At 59.2% G+C, this 21,481-nt stretch carries 18 protein-coding genes; 6 read left to right on the top strand and 12 right to left on the bottom strand.

What is annotated here, in order from left to right:
- The 8 genes from VGP75_RS10420 to VGP75_RS10455 form a co-directional block, all read right to left on the bottom strand.
- A partial coding sequence (locus tag VGP75_RS10420; RefSeq protein WP_327543601.1) for an NAD(P)-dependent oxidoreductase occupies positions 1 to 798 on the bottom strand: 798 nt, incomplete at its 3' end.
- Positions 798 to 1,937 carry a rod shape-determining protein RodA gene (gene rodA / locus VGP75_RS10425; protein WP_327543602.1) on the bottom strand — a complete coding sequence of 380 codons (1,140 nt, stop codon included), beginning with the start codon at positions 1,935 to 1,937 and terminating at the stop codon, positions 798 to 800. The genes VGP75_RS10420 and rodA, both read right to left, overlap by 1 nt.
- On the bottom strand, positions 1,934 to 3,874 hold the full coding sequence (gene mrdA, locus VGP75_RS10430) for a penicillin-binding protein 2 (protein WP_327543603.1): 1,941 nt from the start codon (positions 3,872 to 3,874) through the stop codon (positions 1,934 to 1,936). Before mrdA ends, rodA begins: the two co-directional genes overlap by 4 nt.
- Entirely contained in the window at positions 3,871 to 4,410 is a 540-nt protein-coding gene (locus VGP75_RS10435; protein ID WP_327543604.1) for a rod shape-determining protein MreD, read from the bottom strand. The genes mrdA and VGP75_RS10435 overlap by 4 nt, the downstream gene beginning before the upstream one ends.
- Positions 4,403 to 5,326: a rod shape-determining protein MreC gene (gene mreC / locus VGP75_RS10440; RefSeq protein ID WP_327543605.1), complete on the bottom strand. Its 924-nt coding sequence runs from the start codon at positions 5,324 to 5,326 to the stop codon at positions 4,403 to 4,405. The genes VGP75_RS10435 and mreC overlap by 8 nt, the downstream gene beginning before the upstream one ends.
- 24 nt (positions 5,327 to 5,350) lie before the next feature.
- A complete protein-coding gene (locus VGP75_RS10445; RefSeq protein ID WP_055291896.1) occupies positions 5,351 to 6,388 on the bottom strand; it encodes a rod shape-determining protein in 1,038 nt (345 codons plus the stop codon).
- Between the two features lie 305 nt (positions 6,389 to 6,693).
- The gene (locus VGP75_RS10450; RefSeq protein ID WP_327543606.1) at positions 6,694 to 8,253 is read right to left on the bottom strand and encodes a 2-isopropylmalate synthase; all 1,560 of its coding nucleotides are present in this window, start codon (positions 8,251 to 8,253) and stop codon (positions 6,694 to 6,696) included.
- 223 nt (positions 8,254 to 8,476) lie between these two features.
- On the bottom strand, positions 8,477 to 9,076 hold the full coding sequence (locus VGP75_RS10455) for an NHL repeat-containing protein (RefSeq protein WP_327543607.1): 600 nt from the start codon (positions 9,074 to 9,076) through the stop codon (positions 8,477 to 8,479).
- A 225-nt stretch (positions 9,077 to 9,301) separates the two neighbouring features.
- Here VGP75_RS10455 and VGP75_RS10460 point away from each other — a divergent pair, with 225 nt between their 5' ends.
- Together VGP75_RS10460 and VGP75_RS10465 are read left to right on the top strand one after the other, a co-directional pair.
- Positions 9,302 to 9,964, top strand: a complete 663-nt coding sequence (locus tag VGP75_RS10460) for an SDR family NAD(P)-dependent oxidoreductase (RefSeq protein WP_327543608.1) — start codon at positions 9,302 to 9,304, stop codon at positions 9,962 to 9,964.
- A complete protein-coding gene (locus VGP75_RS10465; RefSeq protein WP_327543609.1) occupies positions 9,961 to 11,484 on the top strand; it encodes a cryptochrome/photolyase family protein in 1,524 nt (507 codons plus the stop codon). The genes VGP75_RS10460 and VGP75_RS10465 overlap by 4 nt, the downstream gene beginning before the upstream one ends.
- Before the next feature lie 544 nt (positions 11,485 to 12,028).
- On the opposite strand, the gene VGP75_RS10470 is transcribed toward VGP75_RS10465, so the two are convergent.
- Complete coding sequence (locus VGP75_RS10470; protein WP_414727796.1) at positions 12,029 to 13,438, bottom strand: MORN repeat-containing protein; 1,410 nt, start codon at positions 13,436 to 13,438, stop codon at positions 12,029 to 12,031.
- Positions 13,439 to 13,578: 140 nt separating this feature from the next.
- On the opposite strand from VGP75_RS10470, the gene VGP75_RS10475 reads away from it, so the two are divergent.
- The 3 genes from VGP75_RS10475 (at position 13,579) to gltX (ending at position 17,242) form a co-directional block, all read left to right on the top strand.
- Positions 13,579 to 15,240 (top strand): NAD+ synthase, encoded by a 1,662-nt coding sequence (locus tag VGP75_RS10475; RefSeq protein ID WP_327543610.1) that lies wholly within the window; start codon positions 13,579 to 13,581, stop codon positions 15,238 to 15,240.
- Positions 15,230 to 15,745 (top strand): hypothetical protein, encoded by a 516-nt coding sequence (locus VGP75_RS10480; RefSeq protein ID WP_327543611.1) that lies wholly within the window; start codon positions 15,230 to 15,232, stop codon positions 15,743 to 15,745. Before VGP75_RS10475 ends, VGP75_RS10480 begins: the two co-directional genes overlap by 11 nt.
- 174 nt (positions 15,746 to 15,919) lie before the next feature.
- Positions 15,920 to 17,242, top strand: coding sequence for a glutamate--tRNA ligase (gene gltX / locus VGP75_RS10485; RefSeq protein ID WP_327543612.1), 1,323 nt, complete (start codon positions 15,920 to 15,922; stop codon positions 17,240 to 17,242).
- Positions 17,243 to 17,426: 184 nt separating this feature from the next.
- Here the strand turns inward: gltX and VGP75_RS10490 are convergent, their stop codons facing one another.
- Positions 17,427 to 18,176, bottom strand: coding sequence for an HpcH/HpaI aldolase family protein (locus tag VGP75_RS10490; RefSeq protein ID WP_327543613.1), 750 nt, complete (start codon positions 18,174 to 18,176; stop codon positions 17,427 to 17,429).
- A gap of 224 nt (positions 18,177 to 18,400) precedes the next feature.
- Here VGP75_RS10490 and VGP75_RS10495 point away from each other — a divergent pair, with 224 nt between their 5' ends.
- The gene (locus VGP75_RS10495; RefSeq protein ID WP_327543614.1) at positions 18,401 to 19,798 is read left to right on the top strand and encodes an MATE family efflux transporter; all 1,398 of its coding nucleotides are present in this window, start codon (positions 18,401 to 18,403) and stop codon (positions 19,796 to 19,798) included.
- Here the strand turns inward: VGP75_RS10495 and VGP75_RS10500 are convergent.
- Both VGP75_RS10500 and VGP75_RS10505 read right to left on the bottom strand, forming a co-directional pair.
- Positions 19,778 to 20,323, bottom strand: coding sequence for a gamma-glutamylcyclotransferase (locus VGP75_RS10500; protein ID WP_327543615.1), 546 nt, complete (start codon positions 20,321 to 20,323; stop codon positions 19,778 to 19,780). The genes VGP75_RS10495 and VGP75_RS10500 overlap by 21 nt on opposite strands.
- A partial coding sequence (locus tag VGP75_RS10505; RefSeq protein WP_327543616.1) for an ABC transporter permease occupies positions 20,320 to 21,481 on the bottom strand: 1,162 nt, incomplete at its 5' end. The genes VGP75_RS10500 and VGP75_RS10505, both read right to left, overlap by 4 nt.

Raw genomic sequence — 21,481 nt, forward strand, 5'->3', positions numbered from 1 at the left:
TGGATGCGCCCAAAATGCATGCTCTGCCGGCAGCGGTTCGATCCGAAACACATCCAGCGTTGCATGGGTGATCTGGCCCGCATCCAAAGCGGCCAGAAGTGCCTCATCATCAATCAACGGCCCACGGCCGGGGTTGATGACAAAACTGCCCTTGGCCATCAGCGCCAGGGTCTCGGCGTTCAGGGTATTGTTCGTCTCGGGCGTTTGTGGCAGCAAAAGCACGACAATCTGCGCATCGGTCAGTGCCTCGCGCAGCCCGTCATCGCCATGCAAACAGCGCAGACCGGTGACATTTTTGGGATTGCGGCTCCACCCCGTCACCGGAAAGCCCAAAGCCGCAAGCGCCTGACCACAGGCTGCCCCCAAGGCACCGATCCCGAGGATCGTCACAGGGCGTTTGGCGGCCACAGGCGGAAAGCTGTCATCGCGCCACACACCGTCCTGACCAAAGATGTGGGTATCCATCCCCAGATGATGGCGCAGCGTATGCCCTGTCACCCATTCCACCATCCCCGATGTCAGGCTTTCGTCCACCAATCGGCAGAGCGGTTGGGTCAGGGTTTCATTGTTCACGATTGTCTCTACCCCAGCCCAAAGACCCATCACCGCCTTTGTTTTTGTATAGGGGCGAAAGTCGGTCACAGGCCCGTTAGGGGCAAAGATGATGTAATCCACGTCCTGCGGCGCGTGCGTGCGCGACAGGTTTGCGGATAGGCCAGCCTCGGTCAGGGCTGCATTCAGGGGCGCTTCGTATTCGTCCCAAGCGGCAGGTTTGGCAGAGAAAAGGATATTCAGCATTAGCGTGGCCTATGGATATGGGCGCTTTGAACAAGGCCAAAGGCCACCAGCAAGACCAGCATGGCGGACCCGCCATAGCTGACCAGCGGCAAAGGCACGCCGACGACAGGGGCAAGGCCCATGACCATCGCCATGTTCACAGCAAAGAAGAGAAAGAAGGTCATTGCGACACCGAGCGTCAGCAAAGAGGCAAAGCGGTCGCGGTTGCCCATTGCAGAAATGATGCAGAAAATGACGATCAGCAGATAGAGCACCAGCAAGGTGAAAGCACCGACAAAGCCAAATTCCTCGGCCAGTGTCGTGAAGATAAAATCGGTATGTTTTTCGGGCAGGAAATTCAGCCTTGATTGCGTGCCCTGCATGAAACCCCGTCCGGTCCAACCGCCAGAGCCAAGCGCGATTTTGGCCTGCGTGATGTGATAGCCTGCGCCCAAGGGATCATTGGCAGGGTCCAGAAAGGTATCAATCCGGCGATACTGGTAATCCTGCAAAAGCTGCCACGGCGTGCCGCGGCTTTGAAGGGCGGCGACAACAGCGGCGATCCCGCCTCCGCCCACGGTTGCAAAATAGGCCCAATGCACCCCTGCAAGAAACATGACGGTGGCACCACCGATGAGCAGCAAAAGTGCTGTCCCCAAATCCGGCTGACGCAGAACCAGCAGTGTCGGCACCACAATGATGACCACCGGCACGACCACCCAAAGCGGATGCGAGGTCTTCTTGTTCGGCAGCCAGTCATAATAGGCGGCGAGAAACATCACCAAAGTGATTTTCATCAACTCCGAAGGCTGCAAGCGCATGAAACCCAGATCAATCCAGCGCTGGGCACCCATCCGCACCTCGCCAAAAAATTCCACGCCCAGGAGCAAAATCAACGATCCGCCATAGGCGACAAACGCCATGTTGCGCCAGAACCAGATCGGGACCATTGCCACGATCAGCATCAGGACCATGCCTAGCGCAAAGCGCTGCATCTGCGGTTCGACCCAAGGCGTCATCGAGCCTCCGGCGACCGAATAAAGCATGAGAAAACCGGTACTTGCGACCGCAATGAGCAACAGAATAATCGCCCAGTTCAGGTGCAGCACCTTGCGAAATCCGGTTGGCACATACTTGGTATTATACTCAAGATAGCTCATACGCGGCTGCGCCTTGTTGCACCTTGTGGCACGCGGGCTTGAATCCGGCTTTGTTGCTCTGCAATGCGGTCACGCACGGCGGCGGGATAGGCTTCCAGCGGGGGGGGGCCGCCATATTGCGCCTGTAGCAGAATATCGCGCGCAATCGGTGCCGCCGCCGCCGATCCGCCACCGCCGTGCTCTACCACAACCGACACCGCATAGCGCGGGTTGTCATAAGGCGCATAGCCCACAAAAAGCGCGTGGTCGCGGCGTTCCCATGGCAGGTCTTCGTTGCGGATCACACCGGCTGCGCGTTCCTCGGGTGTGATGCGGCGCACCTGACTTGTGCCGGTTTTGCCCGCCATCTTGTGCGCCTCATCAATGATACGGGAGCCATAGGCGGTTCCGCGGCGATGATTGCAAACATCCTCCATCGACGTGCGAATGCGGCGCAGGGTGTTTTCGTTGAGCCCCAGACTTTCGCCCAAACCGGACGGTTGCTCGACCCCGTCAATCAGCCGGATCAGGCGCGGTGTTACAACACGGCCCGTGGCAAGCCGTGCTGTCATCACGGCAAGCTGCAAGGGCGAGGACAGCACATTGCCCTGTCCGATTGACGCATTGACGGTATCCCCGATCCGCCACTCTTCGCCGCGCACGCGCGCTTTCCACTCCTTATCGGGCGCGAGGCCCTCGGCCACGGCCGAGAGTGGCAGATCATGGCGTACGCCCAAGCCCAGCTTGCGGGCCATTTCCGCCATTTTGTCGATTCCCACGCGCTGGGCGATCTCGTAATAATAGCAGTCGCAGCTTTGTTTGAGACTTTCGTGCAGGTTCATATTGCCGTGGCCGCCACGTTTCCAGCAGTGAAAACGGATGTTGAAAACATCAGTATAACCGGGGCAGTAGACCGTCTCGTCGGGTGCAACGACACCCGCCTCCATCGCGGCCAAGACAGTGACCATCTTAAAGGTCGAACCCGGTGGATAGGTGCCTTGCACCGCTTTTGCGGCAAGCGGGCGGTATTTGTCTTGGTTCAGCGCCGTCCAGTCGGCCACGGAAATACCGCGGACAAAAAGATTGGGATCAAAGGCAGGCGCCGAGGCAATGGCGCGCAAATCACCATTCTCAAGGTCGATCACCACGGCACCGGCGCTTTCATTATCCAGCCGCGCCTGCACATAGCTTTGCAGACGGCTATCGAGCGTCAATTGAACATCCTTGCCCGGATCACCCTCTTGGCGGTCAAGTTCACGCATGATGCGGCCTGCGGCATTCACCTCGATGCGGCGGGTGCCCGCACTGCCGCGCAACGTGCGTTCCAGCCTGTTTTCCGCGCCGGTCTTGCCGATCTGGAATTTCGGGATTTGCAGCAGAGGGTCAGGGTCATCAATCCGGCTCAGGTCATAGTCACTGACAGGTCCGACATACCCAACGACATGGGCCAGATCAGCACCCCACGGGTAAACACGGCTGAGGCCGACTTCGGCCTGAATGCCGGGTAGGGCGGGGGTGTTGAGGTTGATCTGGGCGACATCTTCCCACGACAGACGTTCCGCAATCGTGACCGGCACAAAAGGGGCGCGGCGGCGCATTTCTTCCATGGCGCGTGCAAGATCACGGGGGGCGATCTCTACAATCTCGGTCAGCTTTGCCAAGACCTCGCCCACGTCGCCCGCATCCTCGCGGACCATGACAACGCGGTAATTCTGTTCGTTGGCGGCGATCGGAATGCCGTTGCGGTCAAAGATCAGACCACGCGACGGGGGGAGTAGACGAATGTTGATCCGGTTCTCCTCGGCCAAAAGGCGGAACTGGTCGGCCTGTTCGACCTGCAACGATTGCATACGCCAGCCCAAGGCACCCACGATCCCAAGTTGAACACCGCCCATAACCAGCGCGCGGCGACTGACAGTGCGTGCGCCTGAAATCACATCTTTAGGGGGGCGCTTCATAAGACCTGTCCTTTGCTGCCGACTTCACCGGGTGACATGCGCGACACACCAAAGATGAAATGCGCCGCGACAAGCACAAGAGGATAAACCAGAATAGTTGCGACCATTTCAACCAACGTCGGGGCCAATGGTGCCTCTGGTGCCATAACCACGGCCAACACGATACGGTTGATCACAGTAATGGCAACAATCCCGAAGGCAATCGTGCCCCATTCGACCAAGAAGGGCATATTGCGGAACTCACGATGCTGGCGGCGGATGGTCTCGGAAAGCACGACAACCAGTGCCGCCCAAAGCCCCGGCGGTCGCAGGAACAGAAAGTCCGTCAAAAGCATGATCATCGCGATGATAAAAACCGGAACATAGCTTGGCTTGCGCGCGACCCAAGCGAGGGTTGCTGCCAGCAACACATCCGGGGCTGCCCAAAGTGAAGGGCGCGTATCAAGCGGAGCCAGATCAATTACAATCAGCACAAAGGCCAATGCGATAAAAACAAGCCGGTTCAACCAGGTTTTACTATCCGCCCATTCAGCCATCGCCAAACCCCGATGCGCTCAATGCGGCCGGATTGACCGCTGCAGGACCAAAGAATTCGGCTTCTGGCGTCAGCAGATTCCCCGGATCCCCGATGCGTTCGTGGGGTTGCGAGCGCAGGACACGCAAGAATTCCAGCCTTTGGTAATCAGCCGCCAGACGGACCCTCAGCCGGTTATCCGTGCCCAAAGCAACCTGACCCACCAATAGATCAGCGGGAAACACCCCGCCATCACCCGAAGAAACAACCCTGTCACCGGGGCGCACGAGGGTGGCATCCTCAAGAAATTCCAGTGGCGGGTTCAGGGAATTGTCGCCGGCAAGAATGGCGCGTTGACCAGAGGGTTGGATCGTGACGGGGATGCGGCTCGAGGTATCTGTCAGCAACATCACGCGGCTGCTGTTTTGCCCGACACCCGCAATCCGGCCGACCAGCCCGATCGCATCCATTGTGGGCCAGCCATCAAGGATGCCGTCGCGCGCACCAACGTTGACCAGAACCGATTGGCGGAAGGGTGATCCGCTGTCTGTAATGACAACACCCGTCACAACAGTCAGTTTCGGGTCAAGGCTGACGTTATTCAGATCAAGCAGCTTCGCGTTTTCCTGTTCCAGTTGGAGGGCGGCTTCGCGCCACGCGCGCATCTGCTGCAACTCGCGGCGCAAATCTTGGTTTTGTGCGCGCAATTGCTGATAGCTTTGGAAATCGCTCACCAGATTGGCGGCTCCGGTAATCGGGGCCATCGCCCAACTGAAAGACGGCACAACGGCGTCAATCGTTGCCGCGCGCAATCTTTCGACACGCGGACTATCAATCCGCCAGACCAGAAACAGACCGACAAGCGCCAAGACCAACAGCCCAACCAGCAATCTGCGGATCGGGCCGATGAAGTCTTCACTATTCTTGTCGCGTGCCAAGGGCGGATATTCCCTCGCTATCTGTTAGCTGTCGTAGTCTATCACATGCCGTAGCTGTTTTTCATATTCCAGTGCGCGGCCCGTGCCCAATGCTACACAATTGAGTGACTCGTCGGCGACAGAAATCGCCAGACCTGTCTGTTCACGCAGCGCCAGATCAAGCTGGCCCAGCAAGGCACCACCCCCCGTCAGCATCACACCACGGTCCACGATGTCGGCGGCAAGATCCGGTGGCGTGGCCTCCAGTGCGGTCATTACGGCCTCGCAGATCTGCTGGACCGGTTCGGCTAGCGCCTCGGCAACCTGCGCCTGACTGATTTCGGTTTCCTTCGGCACGCCGTTCAGCAGATCACGGCCACGGATATGCATCGACTGGCCACGGCCATCGTCAGGCATACGGGCGGTGCCGATCGACGTCTTGATCCGCTCGGCGGTGCTTTCGCCAATCAACAGGTTATGCTGACGGCGCAGATAGTTGATAATCGCCTCATCCATCCTGTCACCGCCCACGCGCACGGAGCGTGCGTAAACGATATCGCCCAAGGATAGAACCGCGACTTCAGTTGTACCACCACCGATATCGACAACCATGTTGCCGGTCGGATCCGTGATCGGCATGCCGGCCCCGATGGCCGCTGCAATCGGTTCGGCAATCAGGCCGGCACGGCGCGCACCGGCAGACAGCACGGACTGGCGGATCGCGCGCTTTTCGACAGGCGTCGCACCGTGGGGGACACAGACGATGATCTTTGGTTTCGAAAAGGTCGAGCGGCGGTGGACCTTGCGGATGAAGTATTTGATCATTTCTTCTGCGGTATCAAAATCCGCAATAACGCCATCGCGCATCGGGCGGATCGCCTCGATGCTGCCTGGCGTGCGGCCCAGCATCAATTTGGCATCCTCGCCCACCGCCAAGACCTTTTTCACGCCGTCCTTTACATGGTAGGCGACTACCGAAGGTTCAGACAAAACGATGCCCTTGCCTTTAACGTACACAAGCGTGTTCGCTGTGCCGAGGTCAATCGCCATATCCGATGAAAACAATCCGCCGAAGCCTGCCATTTGAGTGGTTGTCCCGATAATAAAGTGGTTGTCCCGCTCCACTGCGCACTGGCGGGTTTCAACTGGTTATAAAGACACTCTTGAAGGGATAGAAGCCCTCCATTTTCGAAAGGCGGCGGCAATCGGCCACTTATGATTAATCAATCTTTGCAGGCTAATTTCCCCCCTGAGCGGCAACTTGCTTATACTTTTGCAACATACCGCATGATTTGGCTGTTCTCGCCATCATGACGATTGTCCCAGAACGACAAACGGCGATCCAAATCAATGGATCGCCGCTGCTTGATTGAGTCGGTGCAGATTGCCTAGGTGTCTTTGTAACTGACACCCTTCACGTCATATCCGGGTGCGGATTGTTCGCGGCGCACCAGCAGCCGGTTCAGCGCATTGATATAGGCCTTGGCACTTGCCACCACGGTATCTGTATCGGCGGATTGTCCTGTCGCGATACGCCCGTCTTCTTCCATCCGTACAGAGACTGTGGCCTGCGCATCGGTGCCTTCGGTCACGGCGCTGACCTGATAGAGTTGCAGGCGCGCACGATGCGGGAACAACGCCTTGACGGCGTTGAAAGTTGCATCCACCGGACCGTCACCTGTGGCCGATGTTTCAACATCGGCACCATCAATCTCCATCACCATATCGGCCGTCTGGGGGCCTTGGGTGCCGCAGACAACGCGCAGGGATTTCAGCTTCAGACGGTCCTCGGCGCTGTCGTTCTGATAAACCAGAGCCATCAGGTCATCGTCAAAGACTTCCTTCTTGCGATCCGCCAGATCCTTGAAGCGCACAAAGATGTCGTTCAACTGGTTGTCCGCCAGATCAAACCCCAGCTCGGCCAGTTTCGCACGCAGTGCAGCGCGGCCCGAATGTTTGCCCAAGGGCAGGGATGTCCCCGCCAGACCCACATCCTCGGGTTTCATCACCTCGAACGTTTCGCGGTTCTTCAGCATCCCGTCCTGATGAATGCCGCTTTCGTGCGCGAAGGCGTTCTTGCCGACGATGGCTTTGTTGAACTGCACCGCAAAGCCCGACACTGTCGCCACGCGGCGCGAGATATTCATGATCTTCCGCGTATCGATCCTTGTGGTGTAGGGCATGATGTCATGGCGCACTTTCAATGCCATCACGACCTCTTCCAGCGCGGTATTGCCCGCACGTTCGCCCAGACCGTTGATGGTACACTCGATCTGGCGCGCGCCACCCTCGACGGCTGCTAATGAGTTGGCGGTCGCCATGCCAAGGTCATTGTGGCAGTGGGTTGCGAAAATCACGTCCTCCGCACCCGGGACATTGGCGATCAGGCGGCGGATCAGATCGGCGCTTTCGACAGGGGCGGTATAGCCCACCGTGTCAGGAATATTGATCGTGGTGGCACCCGCCTTGATCGCAATCTCGACCACACGGCACAGGTAATCCCATTCGGTCCGCGTTGCATCCATTGGCGACCATTGCACGTTGTCACACAGGTTGCGCGCATGGGTGACCGTGTCGTGAATACGCTCGGCCATTTCGTCCATGGTCAGGTTCGGGATCGCACGGTGCAGGGGTGATGTGCCGATAAACGTGTGGATGCGCGGGGATTTGGCATGCTTCACCGCTTCCCAGCAGCGGTCGATATCTTTGTAGTTTGCGCGCGACAGGCCGCAAATAGTGGCAGACTTCGACAGTTTCGCAATCTCGCTCACCGCCTGAAAATCACCCTCCGAGGCGATGGGGAAGCCGGCTTCGATGATATCAACGCCCATCTCGTCCAGCAGTTCGGCGATTTCGAGCTTTTCGTTATGGGTCATGGTCGCGCCCGGGGATTGTTCGCCGTCGCGCAGGGTGGTGTCGAAAATCAACACTTCGTTCGATTTGGTCATTTTGGTATTCCTTTTGTCCTTAGCATATCTTGGCGCGTTTCACCCTCTGAGCGGTCGCGCCGACAGGCACGCTCAGAGGCAGCTAAGGAGTAGGATGTCGCGCGAAAGCAGCCCTTTGGAGGCAGCAGAAGTGATATGTGCACGGATCATCATGCGCGCGACTATAGTCACGATTTCTGTGATGAAAACCCCGAAATGCCTTCCCGAGCGCGGAAATTACGCCCTAGAACATCAGGCAATCGGATTCTGGAGGCAGTGGCGGGGCACCGTCGGGTAGGGTGGGTTGGTAATCAAAGGCCGCGATACTGGCCCCGCTGTCAAAGGCGATGAAGACCTGGCTTGATCCGGGGCGGATCGCTATTCCTTCCGGGTCCCGCCCGTATGGCAGCAGGGATGTTGTGCCCAACAGTTCACCATCGGCGCTGAATTCATAGAGGCTATTGGTGCCTTCCATATCATCCACGATCAACAAATGCCCTGTGCGCGTGTCCCGTGCGATGCCTTGCGCCTCGGACAGGGGCGGGTTCAGCGACATCGTGTTGATTTGTCGCTCCACTTGGCCCGTTGGCGACAGCCATGTCATGCGCTCGGGATCATCCTCGACCGTGACGATCATGCCGTCGGCATCAATCACCATACCTTCGGTGTTGGCCCAGCCCTGACTTGACGCAAAAGGGGCCGCGAGCGCCACACCATCCTTGCTGATCCGCTGGAAATTCCCGAAACCGTCCGCGACCAGCAGGTGGTTGTCCTCAACGGTCACGGCCTTGATCCGGTCGAGATCACTTTGAAAACGGCGCAATTCGTCGCCCTGCAAGGTCACCAGCAGCACCTCGCGGCTTTCATTCGCAATCCAGAGTCCGCAGAATGTAGGGTCTTAATCAAGGCTGGAGGGCCGCGCGAGGTCATAGCTCGTCTGGAACGTCAGCTCCAGCGCCGCCGCGGGGGTGGCCAGCAAGGCCAGCAGTGGAATTACCTGACGCATGGGTCTTCCTCCTTGTCCCTTCCAAAGGTGGCGCTAAATCGCGGCAAGTCAAAGGAGAAGAACATGCGTGCATTGGTGATCGGGGCAACAGGTGGCATAGGGGCGGCGGTCACAGCCCAACTACAGGGCGATGGCTGGGACGTCACCGGCCTGTCACGGTCGGTTGATGGCTTCGACGTTGGCAACCCGGCCTCGGTAGAACGCTGCATGGCGGCGCAAGAAGGCCCGTTCGATTTGATCTTCGTCGCGCTTGGCATCCTTGCCCCGCTTTGGGGCGCACCGGAAAAATCCCTCTCTGCGATCAAGCCCGAGGATATGGCAGCGGTCTATGCCGTCAACGCCATCGGTCCGGCGCTGATCCTGCGCCACGCCGCGCGCCTTTTGCCCAAAGACGACCGCGGGGTGATCGCCACGCTTTCGGCACGGGTCGGCTCGATCGGGGATAACAAGATCGGTGGCTGGTATTCCTACCGCGCGTCCAAAGCTGCGTTGAACCAGATCGTGCATGGCGCGGCGATCGAGCTGGGCAGGTCACACAAGCAATCCATCTGCGTGGCCTTGCACCCCGGCACGGTCGCTACATCTTTTACTGCGGATTATGCAGGCCGCCACAAAACGGTGGAACCACAGGACGCCGCGAAAAACCTGTTGACCGTCATCGCGAACCTGACCCCTGACAACACCGGCGGCTTTTATGATTACGCCGGTCAGGAGATTGTCTGGTGAGGCTGCTTCTCGTTCTGGGTGACCAGCTCTCGCCCAACCTGTCGGTGCTGCAAAAAGGCGATAAGGCCCAAGACGTCGTGGTCATGGCCGAGGTCGCGGACGAGGCGTCCTATGTGCCCCATCACCCCAAGAAAATCGCCTTCACTTTTGCTGCCATGCGCAAATTCGCGCAAACCCTGCGCGATGATGGCTGGACCGTGGCCTACACCCCGCTGGATGATCCCCATAACAGCGGCTCCATCACCGGCGAGTTGATCCGCCGCGCGTCCGAATATGACGCTGCCGGTGTCGTCTACACCGAACCGGGTGAATGGCGGCTGATCAACGCGCTGGGCGACATGCCGCTGAAAACCCACTGCCTGCCCGACACGCGATTTATCGCGTCCCATCAGGATTTCGATGACTGGGCCGAGGGGCGCAAACAGTTGCGGATGGAGTATTTCTACCGCGAGATGCGCCGCAAAACCGGCCTGCTGATGGACGGCGACCAGCCCGAGGGGGGCAAGTGGAACTATGACCACGACAATCGCAAGCCGGCCCCCGATCAGGTCACCTATGGCGGGCCCATGCAATTTGCGCCGGACGACACCACCCAAGAGGCGCTGGCACTGGTCGCGGACCGTTTCGGTGACAACTTCGGCGATCTGGAACCGTTCTGGTTTGCCACTGATACCGGACAGGCGCGCCAGCATCTGGCCCATTGGATCAAGGGCGGTTTGCCCAATTTCGGCGACTTTCAGGATGCCATGCTCGATGACAACCGCTTTCTCTATCACGCGGTGATCGGGCTTTATATCAATGCGGGCCTGCTTGATCCGCTGGAGGTCTGCCAGAAGGTCGCGCAGGCCTACCGCGACGGTGACGCGCCGCTGAATGCCGTTGAAGGCTTTATCCGGCAGATCATTGGCTGGCGCGAATATGTGCGCGGCATCTATTTCCGCGAAGGGCCGGATTACACCGCCCGCAATGCGCTGGGCCATGACCGAGCGCTGCCCGCGATGTACTGGGGCGGTGAGACCAGGATGAACTGCATGTCCAAGGCCATCGGACAAACCAGGGCCGAGGCCTACGCCCACCACATCCAGCGTCTTATGGTGACGGGTAATTTCGCGCTGCTTGCCGGCATTGACCCAGCGCAGGTCCATGAATGGTATCTGGCGGTCTATGCCGACGCCTACGAATGGGTCGAGGCCCCCAATGTGATTGGCATGAGCCAATTCGCCGATGACGGGATCATCGCCTCCAAACCCTATATTTCGTCGGGCAATTACATCCACAAAATGTCCGACCACTGCGGTGCCTGCGCCTACCGCGTACAGGACAAAACAGGCGACAAGGCCTGCCCGTTCAACCTGCTCTACTGGCACTTCCTAGACCGCCACCGCGACCGTTTCGAGGGCAACCCGCGCATGGGCAACATGTACCGCGTCTGGGACCGGATGGACGAGGACCGCCGCGAAACAGTCCTGTCCGAAGCCGACGGGTTCCTCAAAAAGCTTGAGGCAGGTGAAAAGGTCTAGGGGGAGGGATAATCGAACGCGGCAAAGGGGGCGGGTGTTTGAGAAAGCCTTGCGCCGAGCGAAGGTGTGGTTTGAGCCCAGAGTGTTGAATGCCGCAAACTGTACAAAAGACTGAAATGGGCGAAAGCGGACGTTCGTTATGCCCCGAGCGAAAGGCTACATTGCGGACATAGTTGTCTTCTTCGTTTCACCCAAAAGCACCCCCATAGTAGAACCGGCCGGCGCAGTCCGGCCATCGCCCGACCTCCCCCAAGAGGGCGATTTTGCAATGCTTTCAAAGGTATCTCACCCTGCTTTTGCTGCACGACCCCGTGCCGCTGACGCCGCCAAGCCCTCTAGGTCGGACGATGGCCGGACTACGCCTCGGGCGGCAGATTAGGCTCGGAGCGGCGGCTCGCCGCGGCATCTGCAAACGACGGCTTTGGGCCGATAGCAGACAATCTAAGCCATTCGCCAAACAGCCGCTTTGGGCCTTCCATTCTGACCTGAACAAAAAAAGGGCCAGAGAAACCCCTGACCCTTCGCAATTCGTTGTCTGACGTCTTTAGTTTCCGGTCGTTTCTGACACCAAAGCGCCGTCTGACCAGATGCCGATGCTCTCCTGTCCGGTCGCATAGCGCATCGTGCCTTCGCCTTCGCGGCGGCCACGGACGAAGCCACCCTCATAGACGTCGCCATTGGCATAGGTCGCAACACCTGTGCCGTTGATTACACCGTCCTGCCATTGGCCGACATAGGTAAAGCCATCGGGCAGGGTGATTTCACCCTCACCGTTGCGCTGTCCGTTCAGGAACTCGCCCACATAGACCGCGCCATCGGCATAAACTGCCCGGCCCAGACCGTTGCGTTGCCCTTCGGACCACTGGCCTTCATAGACATAGCCGTCAGCATAGGTCATTTTCCCTTGGCCGTGGTTGCGGGCATTCAGGAACTCGCCCTCATAGACCAGACCGTTGCCAAGCGTCGCAACACCAACGCCGTTGATCACGCCAGCGTCCCATTCGCCTTCATAGGTTGACCCGTCTGTATAGGTGATTTTGCCGGTGCCATCGGCAAGGCTGTTCACGAAGGTGCCGACGTAAACAGAGCCGTCCGGATAGGTCACTTCGCCTTGGCCTTCAATGCGGCCTTCAACCCATTCACCCACATAAACATAACCATCTGTACCGCGGAAAGTGCCAGTGCCATGCCGCAGATCGTTCACAAAGGTCCCTTCATAGACATCGCCGTTGGCATAGGTGGCCACGCCTTCGCCTTCACGTTTGCCATCGACGAAGTTTGCAACATAGACATCACCGTTGGGCTGCGTGAGTGTGCCAGCACCCTGAATGCGCCCATCAACCCATTCGCCTGTGTAGACCAGACCGTCCGCCATGGTCATCGTGCCGGTGCCATCACGTTCGCCGGCTCTGAGCGTGCCTTCATAGACGGCACCATCCGGATAGGTGATCTTGCCCTCACCTTCCTTCTCGCCATTCACCCACGCGCCTTCATAGATATAGCCGCCGGGGCTGGTCATGGTGCCGATGCCGTTATGCATGGCATTGCGGAATTCACCCTCGTAGACAACACCGTTGGCATATTCGGCAATACCTTGCCCGGTAATGTTGCCGTCGACCCATTCGCCTTCAAATGTGCCGCCATCCGCAAATGTGATTCGGCCCTGGCCTTCGGGCTTGCCTGCGACAAAAGCCCCCTCATAGACAGACCCGTTGGGGAATATGGCTCTGCCTTGGCCGCGGATTTCACCCGCAACCCACTGGCCGGTGTATTCATACCCGTTCGGAAGCCGGTAGGTGCCGGTGCCATCCTGCTTGCCATCGACGAAGGTTCCTTCATAGACACCACCGTCATCATATTGTTTTGTCTGGACATCTTGGGCGAACCCGCTGGAAGCGATGGTTGCGGCCAATATCGCAATAGTCGCAGTCTTTGGTAGTACAAACATCGTCATCCGTCTCTCCGTTCACTTCCGTGTATCTGCAGCTTATGAGAGGCGTTGCCACCTGACAACGGCCATGGGCCGAAGTCGTCTAACGGCTTTCCCCCGCGCTTCTTTCTGCTACATGCATGCCAAGGCTTTTGGACAAAACTATGACAAAATTATTTCGCCTTACAATGGCGCAGCTCAACCCCACCGTGGGCGACATCGCAGGCAACGCCGATCAGGCGCGCGCGGCATGGTCGGCGGGCAAAGCCGCAGGCGCCGATCTTGTCGTGTTGCCCGAGATGTTTCTGGTCGGCTATCAGACCCAGGATCTGATCATGAAACCGGCTTTTGTTGCCGATGCGATGGCGCATCTGACGCAGCTTGCCAAAGACTGTGCCGACGGTCCCGCCCTGTCGATTGGTGGCCCTGCAATGGAAGACGGCCGGCTTTATAATGCCTATTTTACACTGCGCGGCGGCCAGATCGTCGCCCGTGCCCGCAAACACTTTCTGCCCAACTTCAACGTCTTTGATGAGGTGCGCCTGTTCAAGAGCGCCGATATCGCAGGCCCCTTTGCGCTGCCTGACGGCCCGCGCATCGGCCATCCCATTTGCGAAGATGCGTGGTATCCCGATGTCTGCGAAGCCATGGTCGAAAGCGGCGCCGAGATCTTGGTGGTGCCCAACGGTTCGCCCTATTTCCGCGATAAATTCAACATCCGCATGCAGACCATGCTCAACCGCGTGATCGAAAACGATGTGCCGCTCGTCTACCTCAATATGGTCGGCGGACAGGATGACCAGATGTTCGATGGCGGCTCTTTCGTGCTCAATCGTGGCGGTAAATTGGCGGTGCAATTGCCCGTGATGGACGCCACCATCACCCATGTCGATTTCGAACGCACAGATGACGGTTGGGTCGCGCAAGAGGGTGAGAAGGCATCGCTGCCGGACACGCTTGAGCAAGACTACCGCGTGATGGTCGAAGCCTTGCGCGACTACATGCGCAAGACTGGTTTCAAAAAGGTCCTTCTGGGCCTGTCGGGCGGGATCGACAGTGCCATCGTCGCTGCCATTGCCGTCGATGCGCTGGGCGCGGGCAATGTGCGCTGCGTGATGCTCCCCTCCGAATACACTTCCCAAGGCTCGCTCGATGATGCCGCAGCTGCCGCCAAGGCTTTGGGTTGCACCTACGACACAATCAGCATCGCAGGTCCGCGCGCCGCGGTGACCGAGGCCCTCGCGCCACTTTTCGCGGGGCTTGCGCCCGACCTGACCGAGGAAAATATCCAGTCGCGCATCCGTGGTCTTTTGCTGATGGCGCAGTCAAACAAATTCGGGGAAATGCTGCTGACCACCGGCAATAAATCCGAGGTAGCTGTTGGCTACGCCACGATCTACGGCGACATGGCGGGTGGCTATAACCCGATCAAAGACATGTATAAAACCCGTGTTTTCGCCGCCTGCCGCTGGCGCAACGCCAACCACCGCGACTGGATGTGTGGCCCCGCAGGCACGGTGATCCCCGAAGCAATCATCGACAAACCCCCTTCGGCCGAACTGCGCCCTGACCAGAAAGACGAAGACAGCCTGCCACCCTACGATACCCTCGACGGCATTCTGGCAATGCTGGTGGATCAAGAGGCCTCTGTCGCAGATTGCGTGGCGGCCGGTTACGCGCGCGAGACCGTCAAGCGGGTCGAACACCTGATCTATATCAGCGAATACAAACGCTTCCAGTCGGCCCCCGGTCCAAGGCTGTCGGCGCGTGCCTTCTGGCTTGACCGGCGCTACCCGATCGTGAACCGCTGGCGCGATGACAGCTGAGACACGGATCAAGGACAGCTTTCGCCTCAGGCGCGTGGCAGGCGGCGCACTGCTCTTTATCGGGCTTCCCCTCAACCTGATCCTCGCGCGTTTTGCATGGCCCTGGGTAGATGGTCCGTCCGATGCGCTCTTTCTGCTCTCGGCACTCCTGCCGGTGGCCCTGGGGCTTTGGGCCGCCTTTCCAAGGCGCAAACCTGCCCTGCGCATGACAATCAGCGATCAGGCCGTGACGTTCCACAGCCCACCCGGAACGATCCAGCTCGCAGCGCTCCAGAGCATCCGCCTGCGCAGACCTGCCATGGCCAAACACGACCAGCTCATCTTCAAGACAGACGCAGTTTCAATCCCTTTCAACGTCATCCACCTCACACATGACGCGCCCGATATCGTCAACCTCATCGGGCTCCGCCTTGAAAACCAGGGGCGTCACCTGCGCGAAAAACGCTCTGACGTGCTGGGCGCGCGCACAGGTCTGTGGGAAGTGCAGATCGGCCCGGCCTTTTGATCCCTGCGGCCCCTAAAAACCACAACACCAAATGTCCCCCCGCCCGATCCTCTTTCCATGTCCGTTCAAACTTCGGGGTGAGGCGCAGCCGAGGGGCAGCGCCCCTCAAACCACCCCTCCAACTGGACATCGCGCGCGTCTCATGTTCAAAGCCCCTCAACAGGAGATGCACCCATGACCACCACCAGATTCGCCCCATCACCCACAGGTTGGATCCATATCGGCAACCTGCGCGCCGCACTTTTCAACTATGCGATTGCGCGCCAGAACGGGGGCACCTTCATCCTGCGGATCGACGACACCGATGGTGAACGCTCCAAGCCCGAGTATGTGGCGGGCCTGAAAGAAGACCTGCACTGGCTCGGCTTCACATGGGACCGTGTGGAACATCAGTCCGCGCGCATGGAAAACTATCTGGCAGCCAAGCAAAAACTGATCGACATGGGTCGGCTCTATGAATGCTTCGAGACGCCGACCGAGCTCGACCTCAAGCGCAAGAAACAACTCAACATGGGCAAGCCTCCGGTTTATGACCGTGCGGCACTGGCGCTCTCCGAAGACGAGAAAAACACACTGCGCGCTGAACGCGGCTCGCACTGGCGTTTTAAACTTGATCACAAACGCATCGAATGGACCGACGGCATTATCGGCGACATCTCGATTGACGCGGCCTCGGTCAGCGATCCTGTGCTCTTCAAGAACGACGGCCAGATCCTCTACACCCTGGCCTCGGTTGTCGATGACACCGAAATGGGCATCACCGATATCGTGCGCGGCTCCGACCACGTCACGAACACGGCCACCCAGATCCAGATGATTGAGGCACTGGGCGGCACGGTGCCGACATTCGCGCATCACTCGCTCCTGACCGGCCCGCAAGGCGAGGCGCTCTCCAAACGCCTCGGCACCTTGGCATTGCGCGATCTGCGCAAACAAGGCATCGCGCCACAGGCGATCCTGTCGCTCATGGCGCGCCTTGGCTCATCCGAGCCTGTGGAACTGCGCGCGAATATCGACGAGGTAGTCGCCCATTTCGATCTGTCGAAATTCGGCTCTGCCCCCACCAAATTCGACGCAGCTGATCTGATCCCGCTCACCGCGCGCCATCTGGCCACGCTCGGGTCCGGCGATGTGGCCGATGTCTTGACATCGGCTGGCGTGCCTGCCGCTCTGGCTGATCCGTTCTGGCAGCTTGTGCGCGACAACATCAACAGCCTGGACGAAGTCGCCGACTGGTGGGCGCTGATGCGCGATGGTGCCACGCCGCTGGTCGATGACGAAGACCGCGATTTCGTGGCGCAGGCTTTCGCCATGCTGCCGCCCTTGCCTTACAACTCTGATACCTGGGGTACTTGGACCACCGCCGTGAAAGAGGCCACAGGCCGCAAGGGCAAAACCCTTTTCATGCCCCTGCGCAAAGCCGTCACCGGCCGCGCCCGCGGTCCTGAAATGGCCGAGGTGATGCCGCTTTTGCAAAAGGCGCCCAAGCTGGATTGAGGGACAAGGAAAGGGTTGCACGATGCCTGCTCAGGCGTATCCCTTCTACGGGACGAGGCGACCTTTTTCGGCACCTACTCACCGCATTTCGCAAGGTTGTGTGTCAGTGAGCAGTTCTTGCCTGTCTACATCGATGCTTTACCAATCCCCCGTGGTCCAAAACGGGGTATCCGGCAAGGTACGCCTATTGTGTCCATGATTGTGTTTCCGCAGCCATCGCCTTGAGCCACAGGATGTCAAAGCCGGCGATGATGCGATAACCCTTCGCGAAAAGCGCATCAGCCTGTGACTTTGCAAGGCCAACGTTGCCAAGCGGGATACCTGCTGCGTTCGCGGCTTCTTCGACCTTCGCAATGGCCGCAAGAAAATCTGGGTGGTCGAACTGGCCTGAAATGCCCAAATCTGTCGATAGGTCAAATTGCGCCGGAATAATCGCATCGATCCCCGGCACCGCACATATCGCCTCAATGTTTTCAATCGCATCCCGTGTCTCGACCAGCAAACAGCAAACCAGACGACCATCGACGGTTCCGCGGTAGTCCATGAGTGACGTCCCCCAACGGGAATGTGCGAGGAATGGTCCGAAACCACGCGTGCCATTCGGCGGGTAACGCAGCGAGGCGACAGCACGGACAGCATCTTCGGCACTACGGATCAACGGAAACACAATACCTTCAGCACCAAGATCCAGCACCCGTTTTACTTGTGCCGCATCGTTTGCTGTGACCCGGACAAGCGGAGCACATGACGTGCCGGCAGTTGCTGCGATCATTGCATGGGCCGACGCGTAATCAATCGCACCATGTTCCAGATCAATTATGACCGCGTCGCTGCCAGCGGCTGCCATCGCTTGGGTCACCGTTGCAGAGGGAATGGTGCAGACATGCGCCGTCAATCGTTTGGTGGGATCGGACAACTTTTCTTTGAATGTCATGGGCTGGGATTGCATGGGGGCCTCAATTGAACGGTGCTGTCATGGATGTCGTTGGTGGCCACGTTCGCGGTTGAAACAGAACTTATCAAGCGTCTTGTTACTCCAGCGCTCAAAGCTGATGTGCGCTGCGCTGCGCTGCTTCTGCTATTTGCGTAGAACCCTCCTTGTCATCCCCGCGTCCTGCGCGTCATGGTGACGATGACGCATGATGCAGGCACCCACGCATGGCCGACACCCAGGCAAAATTTACCCGAGGCAGCCTTTTCGGCCACATCTCGGTGATGTCCCTGACCGCCTCGGTCGGCCTCATGGCGGTGTTTCTGGTCGATTTTGTCGACATGATCTTCATCTCCATGCTGGGCAAGGCCGAGCTCGCGGCGGCGGTCGGCTATGCCGGTGCAATCCTGTTTTTCACCACCTCCTTCGGCATCGGTATGGCGATTGCGGCAGGGGCCCTCGTTGCCCGCGCACTGGGCGCCGGCGCACGTGAAGAGGCCCGCCGCCGCGCCACCAACGCGCTGATCTATGGTGTCATTTTCGGTGCTGTCTTCGCGGCCATTGTCTGGATGAACCTTGCCACATTCGCGGCCCTGCTCGGTGCCTCGGGCGAAACACTTGACCTTGCCGTCCACTATCTGCAAATCATCGTGCCCTCGCTGCCATTCCTGATGATCGGTATGATCGGTGGTGCAATCCTGCGTGCGCATGGCGATGCGCGCCGTGCCATGATGGCGACAATCTGGGGCGGTTTGGTCAACGCAGTCCTTGATCCGATCCTGATTTTCGGTCTTGATCTCGAACTGACAGGTGCCGCCATGGCCAGCGTTTGCGCGCGGGTGGCCATCGCCCTGACGGCGCTGCTGCCCCTGATCCGTCACTACGGCGGCTTTGACAGGCCCACCCCCGCCAGCCTGAAAATCGACCTTGCCCCCATCCTTGCCATCGCCTTTCCCGCGATCCTGACGCAACTGGCCACCCCGATCGGGCAGGCCTATGTCACCCGGGCTATGGCGCAATTCGGTGAAGAGGCCGTGGCAGGTATGGCCATTGTCGCCCGTATGTCGCCTGTGGGTTTTGCGGTGATCTTCGCGCTTTCAGGGGCCATCGGGCCCATTATCGGACAAAATGCAGGCGCCGGGCTGCATGACCGCGTGCGTGGGGCGTTCCGCGACGGGCTGCTTTTTACCGCCATCGTGGTGGTGGTGGTTTCGGGGCTGTTTTTCCTTGCCCGCCCCGCGATCCAGATGCTGTTCAGTCTCGACAACGGCGTGGCTCTGACCATCGTGTTCCTCTTTGCGGGCCCGCTGTCACTGATGTTCTTCTTCAACGGGGTCATCTTTGTGGCCAATGCCGCTTTCAATAACCTTGGACACCCTTTCTATTCGACAATCGTCAACTGGGGCCGCCATACCCTTGGGACGATCCCCTTCGTGATGGTGGGTGCCGCATGGTTCGGTGCGCCGGGCGTGTTGATCGGGCAATATCTCGGTGGCGCTGTCTTTGCGATCATCGCTTTTTGGCTGGCGCGAAAGGTGATTGCAGATCAGGGGGAGAAACCCGAAAAGGGCGAACCCTTTGCAAGACAGGCACGTCTCTTTAGCCTACTTCATCACCGCCGCTAGATGCGCATCGACAAGCCCTGTCTCACGGGCGGTCAGAAGCTGATGGCGGGGATAGAGCGGGGCCACACGGTCATCAAGAACCGGCATGGTCCAGCCATCGGTTGTCTCGAAGAAATGCGCAACGCCGGCCTCGCCATGGACGCGCAGATAGCCCTGCACAACAACGTCCAGATAGCTGCGCAAGATGGGATGATCCGCAGCGTCCGACAGATGCGCGGGCTTGACCTGATAGACGGCTGTTTGCGCTTTGGCGCCGTGATGCTGGATGGCACTGGTCACATCATGGCGCTGATATGCGGCCTCGCGCTGGTCGAGGGCCAGCCAATCAGCTCCGGGCACGCGCAGAATCACCCCGTGCAGCGGGGTATCAGCGCAGGGAGTGACCGACAGAAAGGCTGCCTTGCGCAGGTTTGTCCGCTGCCAGACGCGCCGCCAACCGTGCAGAACTGCCGGACGCGGATCATCGTAGCTATGGGTGGCAAGGTTGACGAGGCTGCCGTACCCGAAAAAAGCCGGATCGCTCATTCGCGCGCGCGCAGCACTTGCGCCGGTTTCGCCGAAAGCGGCCCCCACGCAAAGGCCAGCCCCGCCAGCAGCGATGCCAGAACGCCGCCCCCGATGATCAGCAGGGCATTGGACCAGATCACGGTATAGCTTGTGTCCATGATAAAGGTCGAAACAGCCCAGCCGCCCAGAATACCCGCGCCAAGTGCCACGCTTCCTGCCGCAAACCCGAGCATTGCCGCACGCAAGGTAAAGCTCAGCATGATCCGCCCGCGCGAGGCGCCGAGCGTTTTCAGCACCGCCGCCTCAAAGGTCCGCGCCCGCTCACCGGCCGCTGCTGCCCCGATCAGCACCAGAAACCCTGTAACAAGCGTGATCAACGCGCCATAGCGCGTCGCCGCCGAGATACCGCCCACCAGTTCGATCACCTGATCAATTGCATCACGAATACGGATCGCGGTGATATTGGGATAGGCCGTTGCCAGATCGCGCAGGATTGCGGCCTCGGCCTCGGGGGTGGCGTAGACGGTCGAAATCCAGCTATGGGGTGCCCCCGCCAGAGCGCTCTGGTTCATCGCGAGCACAAAGCCGATGCCTGCGTCTTCCCAACTGACATTGCGAAAACTCGTCACTTCTCCGGTGATGTCACGGCCCAGAATATTCACTGTCATCATATCGCCCAGTTGCAGGCCGATCTCTGCCGCTTCTTCGGCGGCAAAGCTGATCTGGGGCTGCCCGTCATAGCCTTCGGGCCACCATTCCCCCGCCGTGATCTCTGTGCCGCTGGGCTGCGCATCAGCATAGGTGATCCCGCGGTCCCCGCGCACGACCCAGTGACCACCGGCCACCTCTTCTGCGGGGCGGCCATTGATCTGCGTAATAATCCCGCGGAGCATCGGTGCTGTGTCATATCGACTCACGGCATCATCCGCATCAAGCCGCGCACCAAAACCTGCGATCTGGTCAGGCTGGATATCCACAAAGAAATAACTGGGTGCCACAGCAGGCAGATCATCCGAAAACGATGTGCGCAGGTTTCCGTCAATTTGTCCCACAGTCGCCAGCACCGTCAGGCCCAAGCCCAACGACAGCACGACCGACGTCGCCTCACCCCCGCGTGCGCCAATCGCGCCAAAGGCCAGACGCAGGGCAGGGCGCCCGCGTGTCGGTTTGCGAAAC

The sequence above is a fragment of the Yoonia sp. genome, assembly GCF_036007805.1.
Lineage (GTDB): Bacteria > Pseudomonadota > Alphaproteobacteria > Rhodobacterales > Rhodobacteraceae > Yoonia.

Bases quoted from the DNA above. Each gene is read 5' to 3' on its own strand.
- VGP75_RS10495 (WP_327543614.1), top strand. From the start codon at position 18,401: ATGGCCGACACCCAGGCAAAATTTACCCGAGGCAGCCTTTTCGGCCAC.
- gltX (WP_327543612.1), top strand. From the start codon at position 15,920: ATGACCACCACCAGATTCGCCCCATCACCCACAGGTTGGATCCATATC.
- VGP75_RS10445 (WP_055291896.1), bottom strand. From the start codon at position 6,388: ATGGCAGGCTTCGGCGGATTGTTTTCATCGGATATGGCGATTGACCTC.
- VGP75_RS10470 (WP_414727796.1), bottom strand. From the start codon at position 13,438: ATGACGATGTTTGTACTACCAAAGACTGCGACTATTGCGATATTGGCC.
- rodA (WP_327543602.1), bottom strand. From the start codon at position 1,937: ATGAGCTATCTTGAGTATAATACCAAGTATGTGCCAACCGGATTTCGC.
- VGP75_RS10460 (WP_327543608.1), top strand. From the start codon at position 9,302: ATGCGTGCATTGGTGATCGGGGCAACAGGTGGCATAGGGGCGGCGGTC.
- VGP75_RS10435 (WP_327543604.1), bottom strand. From the start codon at position 4,410: ATGGCTGAATGGGCGGATAGTAAAACCTGGTTGAACCGGCTTGTTTTT.
- VGP75_RS10490 (WP_327543613.1), bottom strand. From the start codon at position 18,176: ATGACATTCAAAGAAAAGTTGTCCGATCCCACCAAACGATTGACGGCG.
- mrdA (WP_327543603.1), bottom strand. From the start codon at position 3,874: ATGAAGCGCCCCCCTAAAGATGTGATTTCAGGCGCACGCACTGTCAGT.
- VGP75_RS10450 (WP_327543606.1), bottom strand. From the start codon at position 8,253: ATGACCAAATCGAACGAAGTGTTGATTTTCGACACCACCCTGCGCGAC.
- VGP75_RS10500 (WP_327543615.1), bottom strand. From the start codon at position 20,323: ATGAGCGATCCGGCTTTTTTCGGGTACGGCAGCCTCGTCAACCTTGCC.
- VGP75_RS10475 (WP_327543610.1), top strand. From the start codon at position 13,579: ATGACAAAATTATTTCGCCTTACAATGGCGCAGCTCAACCCCACCGTG.
- VGP75_RS10480 (WP_327543611.1), top strand. From the start codon at position 15,230: ATGACAGCTGAGACACGGATCAAGGACAGCTTTCGCCTCAGGCGCGTG.